This window comes from Bradyrhizobium australiense (assembly GCF_013114825.1).
GTDB lineage: Bacteria > Pseudomonadota > Alphaproteobacteria > Rhizobiales > Xanthobacteraceae > Bradyrhizobium > Bradyrhizobium australiense.
Map to the genome: position 1 here is coordinate 92,733 of NZ_JAAVLX010000012.1, position 11,927 is coordinate 104,659.

Annotated in this window: 7 protein-coding genes; 4 read left to right on the forward strand and 3 right to left on the reverse strand. The window is 58.9% G+C overall.

Features of this window, described 5'->3' with window-relative positions:
• Positions 1–74: 74 nt before the first annotated feature.
• Positions 75–1,277 carry a cytochrome P450 gene (locus HCN58_RS30660; RefSeq protein ID WP_171583077.1) on the reverse strand — a complete coding sequence of 401 codons (1,203 nt, stop codon included), beginning with the start codon at positions 1,275–1,277 and terminating at the stop codon, positions 75–77.
• Positions 1,278–2,894: 1,617 nt separating this feature from the next.
• On the opposite strand from HCN58_RS30660, the gene HCN58_RS30665 reads away from it, so the two are divergent.
• Both HCN58_RS30665 and HCN58_RS30670 read left to right on the forward strand, forming a co-directional pair.
• Positions 2,895–3,344, forward strand: coding sequence for a VirK family protein (locus HCN58_RS30665; RefSeq protein ID WP_028350646.1), 450 nt, complete (start codon positions 2,895–2,897; stop codon positions 3,342–3,344).
• Positions 3,345–4,326: 982 nt separating this feature from the next.
• Complete coding sequence (locus HCN58_RS30670) at positions 4,327–6,357, forward strand: DUF885 domain-containing protein (RefSeq protein ID WP_171583078.1); 2,031 nt, start codon at positions 4,327–4,329, stop codon at positions 6,355–6,357.
• A gap of 309 nt (positions 6,358–6,666) precedes the next feature.
• Here the strand turns inward: HCN58_RS30670 and HCN58_RS30675 are convergent, their stop codons facing one another.
• Positions 6,667–7,554 carry a DMT family transporter gene (locus HCN58_RS30675; protein WP_171583079.1) on the reverse strand — a complete coding sequence of 296 codons (888 nt, stop codon included), beginning with the start codon at positions 7,552–7,554 and terminating at the stop codon, positions 6,667–6,669.
• A 1,734-nt stretch (positions 7,555–9,288) separates the two neighbouring features.
• Complete coding sequence (locus HCN58_RS30680; RefSeq protein WP_171583080.1) at positions 9,289–9,483, reverse strand: hypothetical protein; 195 nt, start codon at positions 9,481–9,483, stop codon at positions 9,289–9,291.
• Between the two features lie 463 nt (positions 9,484–9,946).
• Here HCN58_RS30680 and HCN58_RS30685 point away from each other — a divergent pair, with 463 nt between their 5' ends.
• Both HCN58_RS30685 and HCN58_RS37245 read left to right on the forward strand, forming a co-directional pair.
• The gene (locus HCN58_RS30685; RefSeq protein ID WP_171583081.1) at positions 9,947–11,422 is read left to right on the forward strand and encodes an acetyl-CoA carboxylase biotin carboxylase subunit; all 1,476 of its coding nucleotides are present in this window, start codon (positions 9,947–9,949) and stop codon (positions 11,420–11,422) included.
• 1 nt (position 11,423) lies between these two features.
• Positions 11,424–11,927 carry an acyl-CoA carboxylase biotin carboxyl carrier protein subunit gene (locus tag HCN58_RS37245; RefSeq protein ID WP_171583082.1) on the forward strand — a complete coding sequence of 168 codons (504 nt, stop codon included), beginning with the start codon at positions 11,424–11,426 and terminating at the stop codon, positions 11,925–11,927.

The following is an 11,927-nucleotide window of genomic DNA, read 5'->3' on the forward strand; positions in this document are numbered from 1 at the left end:
TGGCTGATCTGACCGTCGCGCGCCATGCGCCGGCAATTGCGGAGAAGATCGCGATCCCCGGCGGCGTCCGCGCATCACCAGAGCACCGGCAACTCTTCGAACCCGCCGGTAATGATCTCCTTGCGCAACTTCAGTTCTTCGGGCGCCACGGCCAGGCGCAGCGCGGGAAAGCGCTGGAAGATAGAACCGAACACCACCTTGAGTTCCAGCCTGGCCAGCGCCGCGCCGATGCAGTGATGCGGTCCGTAGGAGAACGCCAGGTGCTCCTTTTCTTCGCGTCCGATGTCGAAGATTTCCGGGTCGTCGAAATGGCGCGGATCGAACGACGTCGCCGGCAGGCCGACCAGCACCTTACTCTCCGCGGGAATATGCACGCCCGCGATGGTCACGTCGGTTCTCGGATAGCGCATGATGCCGTCCCAGCCCGCGCCAGGCGGGTACATGCGCAGGATTTCCTCCACCGCCTTGTCCACCAGAGATGGATCGCCGACCAGGCGTTCGCGCTGTTGCGGATGGCGGAACATAGCCAGCAGGCCGAATTCAATCTGCGCAACGGTGCTCTCGTGCCCCGCCACCAGCATGCCCGCCGCCAGGCCGATCGCCTCTTCCTCGGTCGCCTTGCCCTGGTCGACCGTCGCGAGCAGATCCGTCAGCAGGTTGTCGCCCGGATCCTGGCGCTTGTCCCGCATCTTGCCGCGAATGTAGGCGCGCAGCTCTTTCCAGGCCAGGCGCGACGCGCTGCGCGGGCCGCTTTCATGCTGATGCGTCATCACCTCGTCGGACAGCCCGGCGAAAAAGGCGTGATCCTCGTATAGCACCCCCATCAGCTCGCTGATGACCATGGCCGGAAGCGGAAAGGAGACGTGGCGCCGCAGGTCGGCGGGCTGGGGCTGGGCCGCCAGTGTCTCGAATAACTGCGCGGCGATCGCCTCGACCTGCTGCAAGAGTAGCTTCACCCTGCGGTTGCTGAAGGCCGGCGCCACTATCGTGCGTAACCGGGCATGCTCGCCCCCCTCGTGCGAGACCAGCCACCCCGGCGAACCGAGAATCACCGAATCCGGGGTGAATCCGGCCGGCGGCATTCCCGCGGGCCGGAACGCCGCGTCGGACAGCACCGCCTTGGCCTCATCGTAGCCTGTCACCCACCAGCCTTCGTGCCCGGATGGGAAGCGCACGCGGTGGATCGGACCGTCGGCGCCTAGCGCCAACATATCGGGCGAGGGCTCGATGTGATCGACGCGCCACATCGGCAGTGTCGGCAAAGGTTGTTCGGACATGGTGGCACTTCACTCTCTAAGCGACGCAAGGGCGGAAGGTGACCGGCAGGTGCTGCGGGCAGCGGCTTCACTTGCGCTTGCGTTCACTTCTGTTCGTCGACGATGATCGGCGGGGAAGGCGGCCAGACCCTAGGGCCTCAATTTGGCTTTAGCCAACTACCGAATGTTGTAGTAGCCCCCTAAGCTCAAAGCGAAAAAATGCATGCTTGGCCTTGAAATAGCATCGCGATGACGACCACGAGCGACGCAAAACTCACGCGCCTGTACGTTGGAGGGGCCAGCTGCGGCATTTCTCTATCGCCGTACACTGGGCGCGTTAACCGCTCCTTCTTCACACAGTCGAAATCCCCCTCGAACGCGTTGGTGTCGGCGCCGAGGCGCACGTTGCGCGGCAGTTTGTCAGCGAGCAGGCGCTAGATCATGTCATGCCCGCGCGTTGCCATTCCTTCCTGCCGGCGCGCTTGAGGGCAGCGTTCTTGGCCGTTGTATCGGGCATCGCACAAGCGGCTGCATCCGACTTAATGCCGCTGAATGCGGTCGAGCGTCGATCTCCTATGCTGCAACAGCACCGGCCCAACGCACACTGCCGGGTATAAGGTGCGTGGGGCCGGTTGGGGATGGCGCGGCACTTGGCCGTCCAACCCAGACAAACCCGTGCAAATGATATGCCACACGAAATAGTGCCGATGATCGGCGTCGATTCGCCGGCGTCGGGCGCACGGATTTTCAATTGCGGCAGGACGCGCCTAGCTATAGGCCATTTCCTCCTTAGTGGCCGGACGATCGCCGGATTTCGATGTCGGCGAGACTTCGTTGCGCAGTGTGGCCAGAGGGGCGCGGGTATCCGAATGGATTAGAATTATTGCGTCACAAACCATGACGACGCATGAGCTTCCATTTGATTGCGCAGCAGGGATCTACGTAACGTCTAAGCAGATGAGCTCGCGACGCACCGCCGCATGCTAGCGAACGAGTTTGCATCTCACGCTCCGTTTTGAGCGGGAGCGACGCGGGTCAGCTAGTCATTGCATGAGCCGCGCGAAGCGCGTGGTCAAGAAGTCAACGCTGCCGTCGCGCCATTGACATTCCGCCAAGTTTGTTTCGGTAGACCGAGCTCAACTCACACACACACACCTTGAACTATCAAGTATTTTGCTCGTCCTCCTATTGTATCAGTTTCGCCGCCCGTCCATTCCGGACCATTCCTTCGGGCGGCAGCGGTCCCCTGACGAGGCGACCACACAAATTGCGCGGCAAGAACGCCCGTTGCTCATTCGAAGCTGTTCCGCTCACGCTTATATGAGAGTCCTAACCTGCACGTTCTCGCTCATATCGGCCTCCTTCATTTTACGTTATTGCCGTTCCTCCTTTGGACGCTGCCACCCTTGGACCAAACAGTGCACAGGATGTCGCAAATCGTGACGCCACTTCGCAAACCTTACCTACGAGCTTGTGAGGTTGGATTAGCCTTCGCAACGACTTGCAAGCGGTTGCGACACATGTAGTTGTTGCGAAGCGCACATGCACGCTGTCCGGAATCCGCCAAGCTGTTTGCGGACGCGACATCGTAATTGCCGCATGCGTCGCATGCGGTGTTGTTGTGAAGGAGAAGAGCGTATGAAGTTTAGTCGCAGATGCCTGTCGATCCTGTTTTCTTTGCTTTCGGCTGTGAGCGTGAGCACGATCGCCAAGGCCGATGAGCCCTCGCCGAAATACGCCGAGGTGCTCAGTGCTCTGCAGGCTGGCAAGAATGTGAAGCTCATATTGGACCTAAGCCGCTGTACCACGCTCGATGGCGGCAAGCCCGGGCCAGCGACGCAGGCCGGGCTGCTTATTAGCGCCTTCAGGGTGACCGCCCAGAACGGCATCAGCTTTGCCAATGCCCATCAAACCGTGGATAGCTCGGGACAGCCAGTGACGGAATACATTCGTCACAGCCTCAGCCGCGAAGGCAAGCTTACGGTGCGGGCCTCCAAGCTGATCGTCGGGGCGACCCAAGTAGTGAATCAGGGCGAATTCGTGTGCGAACTGCCGGACGGCGCAAAGTTCGTTTCTTCGCTCCCCTGACCTTTCGAGTGCAGCTTTTATAACACCGTAACCGAAATCGTGACGACGGCCAGGTCAATTCTGGCCGTCTTTTCGTAGCCGGTGGCCAAGCGCCAAAGTTACTTACCGTTTAATGAAGCAGCATCCGCTGAGGTGGTGCCGACCTCAGACTGTTGAAGAACTCGGCCGCGTTCGCAAGGGACACTGAATGGTCAATATTGTGTATGAAGAACCGGCCGACCGCCTGTCCGTAATGACGGCCATAGCTGATCCGCGACCGCGAGCGTGGTCATTCTCGTCGTCTCCTTACCATGAGAATTCCGAGCAGACCGAACCCTCTCGAGCCGTAGCGGAAGTCGAGAAGGCGCTCCCAAGCGCACCGAAGGCTGCGGCGATTTCAGCATCGCTACCCTCGAAGTGACATGCGCCTCTTAGAACAAGATGGACGAAGTCGCTGCTCTCGTTCGCCATCGATTGCGGAACTGCGGCCGTTAGTGTTCTCTCCAACATGCGGCGACATTTCATCAACCGCAGTTCGCTAATGAAATCTCCTGCATCTGGCTTTGACCGCGCCGAGCCTGATCGTTCGGCGGCTAGGATCGGCATCATCCCGCCTATTGCCGGATAGATGCGGCGGTCTCGGCGATTTGCTCGGCCGAATGCCGGCGCGAATTCCGTTTCGTGCGGCCGTACTCGCTTAAAAGGGCCATGTTTCTACAGCCGGCTTACTCGCCGGTGCGTGCATGTAGCCCCTGTAAGTTCGTTTATGGGTGGGGAAATTTTCTAGGAGCAAAGCATAACCCGCCGTCAAATCTCGGCAAATCGGGTGTCCTGCGTACTCTCCCGGCGCCTCCCCGTCGCTAGGCCGCAACGACGACACCGCGCGAATCAGCGTCGGCGTGAAGACCAACCTTCTGCGCGCGTCCTCAAAAAGTGATGCACGACATTCATGCCTTGCGTCGGTGCTTCGCCGACTCCTGCAAAGGCGCACATTGAGTACGTCATGGGAAACTTCTTCGAAAAAGCGGCTTCGCGCTGCGCAACGTCGTGTCGGACAACCAGCAGCGACGATTGTCAGCCTTCGAACCATGTCAGCAACTTGACGCTACACACACTTACGAAGTGCCGTCAAAAACCTGCAATTCAATTCGGCACGCCGCTTGCTTCATTCGCCGCATCCTCACAACAGCAGTGCGGTGATCTTCAAGAGCGGACTCGCCGCAGTTTTCAATTGAGGACCTTGAACACCATGAACAAACCTACCATGCCTCAGTCGGTTACGGCCGCACCGCAAACCGAGGCGCTTGGTGTTTTTTTCGAACAGGCGTTCGAACGGCAAATCCGACGGAGCCCGATGAGAGAGGCCGCCTTGCTGCGGCGCAAAGATCGCCAGCATCTATGGGACGAGATCGACGAACCAGCACGGGACCAAGCGGTTCGCGAGACTCGGCAGGATCTTGATCGACTGCGCGCGAACTTCGATCCGCAGACGTTGCCGGACGCGGCCAAGCTGAGCTATCGGCTGTTCGAGAGCAACTGCGTGACATCCCTAGAAGCGGACGAGTTCCGGCATTACAACTACCCGCTAAACCAAATGGGTGGCTGGCAATCGTCCATTCCGGCCTTTCTGCTCAACCATCATCCCATCGACGCTGTCGAAGATGCCGAGGCCTACATCTCTCGCCTCGAGGGAATCCGCAGGTTGGTCGCACAAATCATTGATGGTGTCGAATTGCGTTCTCGCAACGGTATTTTCGCTCCCAGGTTTGTTTACGACAAGGTCATCCGGGAATGTCGCAATCTTCTGAGCGGCGTGCCCTTTCATGCTTCAGGAAAGGACTCGACGTGGCTTGCGGATTTCCGCGCCAAGCTCGACGCGCTGCCCATATCTTACGCGAAGAAGCCCAAGCTTACTGAAGCAGCCATTCAAGCGATGATCAGGTTCGTCCAACCGGCTTACGTCGATTTGATTGCAGCGGCGGCCCGGCTCGAGGCCACGTCCAGCACGGACGATGGCGCCTGGAAGCACCCCAACGGACTTGAGTTCTACGCGCAGGCGCTCAGGCACATAACCACGACGGAGCTGTCGGCCGCCCAAATCCACGAGTACGGACGAGAGGAGGTCGGCCGGATCCACGGAGAGATGGAAAAGATAAAGAACTCGCTTGGCTTTGGCGGCGACCTCGCGGCCTTTTTTAAGCACATCAAGACAAACCCCAAGTTTGTCTATCCCGATACCGAGGAGGGACGGAGCACCTACCTCAGCGAAACGTCACGCATTTTGGATGCGATGTACCGCAAGCTCGGCAATTCTTTTGGCAGGCTTCCCAAGGCTCCTTTGGTTGTCAGGCGTGTCGAGCCCTTCCGTGAGAACTCTGGAGCCCTCGCCTTCTATCAGCGAACGACGGCTGACGGCAGCCAGCCCGGCGTCTACTATGTTAACCTGTCCAGAATGGAGATCCTGAAGACGTTCCAGCTCGAAGCTCTCGCCTACCACGAGGGCGTGCCGGGTCATCACATGCAGATTGCGATTGCGAGAGAACTGACCGGAGTTCCCGCGTTCCAGAAGTTCGGCTCGTACACCGCCTATGCGGAAGGGTGGGCGTTATATGCTGAGTCGCTTGCCAAGGACATGGGTGCGTACCGCGATCCGATGTCCGATTTCGGACGGCTCGCGGCGGAGCTGTGGCGCGCCGCGCGGCTTGTGGTGGATACCGGCATCCACACCAGTCGCTGGACGCGCCAACAAGCGATCAACTACCTACGCAAGGTAACGCCCAATCCGTTGTCCGAAATCATAAGTGAGGTGGAACGCTATGTCGTCATCCCGGGCCAAGCTACTGCGTACAAGGTGGGCATGCAGCAATTGCTCGCGTTGAGGAGCAAGGCAAGCTCTCAGCTGGGCCGGGCGTTCGACACGCGCGAGTTCCACGATGTCGTTCTCGGCAGCGGTGCACTTCCCTTCGGACTCCTCAGCGAGCTCGTCGATCGCTGGATTGCGAGCAAAGGCCCTGGCGGAACTCCTCGCAGCTAGCGTGTGAGGGGCGAAGATACAAGGCGGGACGATCAGATCCAGCTTCTGTCGCGTCATCTGGGCCGGGATGAGAAGCGAGGAGCCATCTTCCGATGGGATTAAGTGCCGACGATCCAAAAGGATCTGGTCGCCGACGATCGTGCGGGCCGCCCGCGAAAGAGAGTTAAATCGATAGAAATTCCGATCTCGTGCTCCAAACATCTGTAGGAGCTGTCCGCCCGCAACTTGGCCGCGACCGAGGAAGCCGCGGCATTTTTGATTCCAGGGGCCGCGGGCGAGACGATGTGGCCTGCGCCAAGTTGATTCAGGTCAATCGTGCGGTTTGGAACGAACGGCCAAGGGCATTCCAAGCGCCGAGACGAGAACCGTAGCCGCCCCTAACCATTGTGTTGCGGTCAGGGCTTCCTGAAGAAAAAGAGATGCGAAAATGGATGTAAACATCGGAACTAGAGGCAGCAACAGCGCGGCTGCGGTCGCGCTCATGCGCTCCAGCGCAACGCCGTAGAGAAGAAATGGAATTGACATGAGCAGCAATCCGGATGCGACCACCAAAATGACATCAGTGATAGTTGGAACGAGCGCCGGCAATGGACGAACACCAATCCATACACATCCCACTGCTGCGAACGCGACGCTTTGGCTTAATGTCGTAAGCCGCAGCGCATCGATCCGAACCGACATAAAACGGACTGTGATACTGTAGAGCGAGGCAAATAGAACACCGACGAGCACGAGGGCGACTCCCAGTCCCCGTGTAGCGTAAGGATCAGGTTCGGAGGTCCAGCTCAACAAACCAACTCCGGCAAAGGCCAACAAGCAGAGCAAGCCGACGGCCCGGTTGGGGATCTCGCCAAGGATCAACCACGCGAGGAGTATGATCATTGGCGTTTCAACTGCGAACAGGATCGCTTCCACCGACGCCGGCAACATCGTCAGGCCGAAGGTCGACAAACCAGACGCAAGCGCCGGCTGCAGCAGGCCGGGAAGGCCGGCACGCCAATCGCTCAAGCGAGGCGGCGCGCCTGACCAGATGGATAGTACTGTCAGGCTTGCGGCACTCACCGCCAACTGCCCTGTTAGTAGCGAGAGCGGCTCGATGCAGCAGAGCGCGGCCTTGGACAGAACGTTGCCGATACTCCAGCTGACCATCGCAAGGGTTCCACAAAGAAGCGGTACGAAGAGGCTAGGCTGGCTCATCGGATGGCTTTCCGCTTGCATCAGGCCGTGTGACCTCCAGGCTCCTGCAATAGATCAGCAGCCGTGGATGAACTCCATGCTGGAGGACACGTTGGATTCAGCCTCCTCCAGAAGTAGCGACCAAGATTCTGGATGATACCGGGTCAGCGAGATACGGAGCCAGGGCGCTAACCTTGGGCGTCGCTTGTTCAAGCCTGAGGTTGATCGCGCGCCGATGAGCGAACCGCTAACGGCTGAGCAATCCAATTCGCCCCCCATGCGTTATGACTTTTGACGCAGCAAAATTAGCCCTATCGAGCCGAGAAACCAATCTAGCCGCTCCCAGAGAGCTACCTGCGGATTTTTATCGAGAGGCCGCGGCGAAGCATCAGGAACTGTGATTAGAGTCTGCGCCGCCATCCTTTTTGAGCGTCGGCCACTCCTCTGCGCGTCGGGCTAGCTTCTCATATTCCTCGGCGATCTTAAGGAGCCTATCTCTGGACCTGCCTTCAGCGAACGACGCCGCTTTGGTCAGCGTCGCTTCCGCACGGCGTCGCCAGAATTTGGGATCGTAGAACTGATCTTTCGGTTTCATGTAGATGAGCATGCAGTTCGTACATTAAGCGAATGCGACACCAGACCTCCAAGATCATGTAGGCCGCCCTCCCCGCAAAACTTCGCAAATTCGACCCAATTGCCGATATCTCAGAGGGAGCGAAGCCGCGGGACGCGATTCGCTTGATAAAGCCGAAGCGGGCGCACACGCATTGAGCGGTTGATAGAGTTGCTTTGCTCATGCCTCGTACACAGCCGGTGGCAGCCGGACCCAGCACGATACCACCCCCAGCCACCACGACCTCCTCCGAAAGCGCGCTAGGTCAAGTTTCTTCCAGGACGAAGGTTTAGACGCGCAGCATCTAAAGCGCCCGCCCTCTCGGGCATGAAGCTCTTCCCTTTTCGAACTGCTACCGGGCCGCGCAATTTGCGCTGACTAGGATCGCAAACCAATCCAATATTTCGATCTCTCCCACTTGCCGGCTTGCAGAGATCAGCCGTGCTGGAGCCTTCGCTTCTAGCACGTGCACGGCTGCGCTCGGCCTAGTTGGGAATGAAACTGAGATTTTCCGCGCCAGTGAAGGCCTCTCACTCTGATTCGCGCCAGACGGCTCTTGGGGCGTGCGGGTTTGGACATATCCACACGAGCAGTCCTCGAAGGGGCTTGAATCGTACGTAGCGTTAGATTGTACGATCTTAAAAGTAGGTGGCGCTCCCTCCGGCCATCTGAAAGCGTCCCGCCAGGTGATGAGAATTGGGAATGTCCCACACTTTTAAGCTCACGCCGCAAGAGTCCGTCACGATCCGAGAGCACTCCCCCGAAGGCGAAGTGATCTATGGACCGCATGGCGAACTGGCCAAGTTGCAGCCAGAACAGGACGAGCATTTGGCACAATCTCGATCTCCGATTTCGCGCGCGCCGCTCCTCTCAGGAGGTAGAATGCAGCGGCGCACCACGTGGGTGATGGCCCCGGCTGCGACAGACCGCCAACTGTTCGCTCTCCCCAACCAGGTGCAGCTTCGGAGGCGTGTTGGACGTAGCTGAATGCCGGAATTGCTCCCGGGGTATATCTTACCGCTATCGTAACTTCTTTCGTCTAGCCAGGCCGCAATCGTTGTTTCGCCCTGCGTTGCCGGCTCTGGGTCATCAGCCGGCTGGCGGGTTGATAGCCGCCTCCATGCGCTCGGAAGTTAGGTATCTCACGACAAAGCGACCGAAGCACCGCTGCGATGGGTGTGCAGATACGCAAGTGCGCTTCCGCGGTCGTCAATGCTTTGAATGGTTCCGGCCTGTTTCCCGGTAGACAGGTCATACTGCGCTTCGCGCAGGACGAACAATACCGCAGGATGTATCGACTTGAAGAGGATATCGTGAATCAAAAGCAGCGAACGCATGGGTCTTGGTCCTTCAAAGCACACCGCTGTGCAACAGCACTTGCTGTTGCTCTTGTGACGACAACAGCTCTATGCAATGAACAGGCGGGTGCGCGAGATCGGCCGGCGACACCGGAGGAGCGAGAGGCTTGCACACCGGACGTGTTTCGCTTTTGTGGCAGGCACATACCTGATGCAGGCGCCATCACTGCCTGTCTCAGAGCCAAGTTCACAAACCTGAGTGACCAATGTCGCTACGTGATATCAGTTCGAGACTCTGCCAAAGGCAAGGAAGGCTCGAAATGAGCCAGCGACAATAGGCTGGCGCCTTCGATTGCCCGCGTTCGAGACTAGTCCCCGGCTGAATCCAGGACGGCAACGCCGGATGGGGACAGATGAACGGGCGCGGGCAATTGAGGCAGCACCAACCGCTTGCGACTGACGGCACTCCCGCAATCGGGTACTTGTTTGGGCGAATAGGCGAATGCGTGAATTACCCTTCCACACCATTCTGATCGCCAATAGAGGCGAGATTGCCGTACGGATCATCAAGACCTTGCGAAGGCTGGGGCTTCGCTCTGCAATTGTCTACCACGAGGCCGATGCGGGGACGCCGGCTGTCTCCATGGCTGACACGGCGATTGCCATCAGCGGTCGCACGCCGATTGCGGCCTATCTCGACATCGCGCAAATCATCGCTGCTGCCCACAAGGCGAGCGCCGACGCCCTTCATCCGGGTTATGGATTTCTCTCCGAGAACGCTGAGTTCGCTAGGGCCGTGATAAAGGCGGGCATTGCGTTCATCGGGCCCGCTCCCGAAAGCATAGAACTGATGGGCGACAAAATCCGGGCCCGCAACTTCGTTCAGCGAAACGGTTTTCCGGTCGCACCTTCGGCGATCGAAGAAGATGATCCAGCGACATTCACATTCAGGGCGCGAGCTGTTGGAGTTCCTTTGCTGGTGAAACCATCGGCGGGCGGTGGCGGCAAGGGCATGCGGGTCGTACGCGACCTCGCGACCCTGGAGGACGCGATCGCGCAGGCGCGCAGTGAGGGGCAGAGGTACTTCGGCGATGGCCGGCTTTACGTCGAACGATATGTCGAAAACCCGCGGCACATCGAAGTACAGGTGCTCGGCGACTCCTTCGGAAACGTGGTCCATCTCTTTGAGAGGGAGTGCTCCGTGCAGCGCCGGTTCCAGAAGATCATCGAGGAGTCGCCCTCGCCCGCGCTGTCGCCAGAGTTGCGGAAACGGGTCTGCGAAACCGCCGCCAGCATCGCGCGCGCCGCCAAGTATCGAAACGCAGGCACTGTCGAATTCATCTACGGCGGCGGAGAGTTCTATTTTCTTGAGATGAATACGCGTCTGCAAGTCGAACACACCGTGACCGAGATGATCACCGGCATCGATCTTGTTGCTCAACAGATCTATGTCGCAGCGGGCCGCGAACTTGGATTCTCGCAGTCCGATATCGTCTCGAGAGGACACGCGATCGAGGCTAGACTGTATGCGGAAGCCCCGGAACGCGGATATGTTCCGACGACTGGCAAGGTACTTGTTCTCGAGTACCCGGATGGCGACGGCGTACGGATCGACAGCGGCATCTTACAAGGCCAGCAGATCACGACAGCGTTCGATCCCATGCTCGCAAAGATCATCGTGCATTCGCCCACGCGCATTGAGGCTGCGCTGAAGTCCCATCGCGCGATGCGGGAGCTGGTGCTTCTCGGCTGCGAGACAAACGCGAGCTTTCTCACACGTATCCTCCGCGAGGAGGCATTTCTCAGCGGACACATCCATACGGGCTATCTTGAGGAAAATCCGCACATCGCATCGGGCGAACCTGCGTCCGACTTATCGGCCTTCCTCGCCACAGCCGCCCTCCTGACGAGACCTGTCCGCGAATCGGCAGATGCCGTGCCCGAGCTTCATGCAGCGATGGGCAGCTGGAGAAACTGACGTGAAACACTCTTTTGAAGTTGATGGCGTAGATTATCAGTTCTCGCTTTCACGTTGCCAACAGGGCTATCGCCTTCGCTTGAGTAACAAAGTGATTGCCCCAGTCGTGTTCTCCCAGCAAGGCGACGGTCGCGGCGTCCTTACCATCGCTGGCGAAAGCGAACCGGTCCGATTCGCCATCGACGGCGAGATTATTCACGTGCATATCCGCGGTAGGACGCGCATTTTGCACTACCGCGACCCGTTGAGAACGCTCGCTTGCGCGAATAATGAGGCAGATCATCTCCTGGCCCGCGCGCCAATGCCGGGCCTCGTCGTTACGATCAGCGTTTCGCCTGGTCAACCGGTTTCCGCAGGCACGGCGCTGATGACAATCGAGAGCATGAAGTTGGAAACCATCATACGCTCTCCACGGGACGGCGTGATCGACCGAATTCACTTCAACGAAGGCGAGAGCTTCGAGCGAGGCGCAGTGCTGGTCACGCTCTCCGAGAAAGGGCGTTGA

Bases quoted from the DNA above. Each gene is read 5' to 3' on its own strand.
- HCN58_RS30680 (WP_171583080.1), bottom strand. From the start codon at position 9,483: ATGCGTTCGCTGCTTTTGATTCACGATATCCTCTTCAAGTCGATACAT.
- HCN58_RS30660 (WP_171583077.1), bottom strand. From the start codon at position 1,277: ATGTCCGAACAACCTTTGCCGACACTGCCGATGTGGCGCGTCGATCAC.
- HCN58_RS30685 (WP_171583081.1), top strand. From the start codon at position 9,947: ATGCGTGAATTACCCTTCCACACCATTCTGATCGCCAATAGAGGCGAG.
- HCN58_RS30670 (WP_171583078.1), top strand. From the start codon at position 4,327: ATGGGAAACTTCTTCGAAAAAGCGGCTTCGCGCTGCGCAACGTCGTGT.
- HCN58_RS30665 (WP_028350646.1), top strand. From the start codon at position 2,895: ATGAAGTTTAGTCGCAGATGCCTGTCGATCCTGTTTTCTTTGCTTTCG.
- HCN58_RS30675 (WP_171583079.1), bottom strand. From the start codon at position 7,554: ATGAGCCAGCCTAGCCTCTTCGTACCGCTTCTTTGTGGAACCCTTGCG.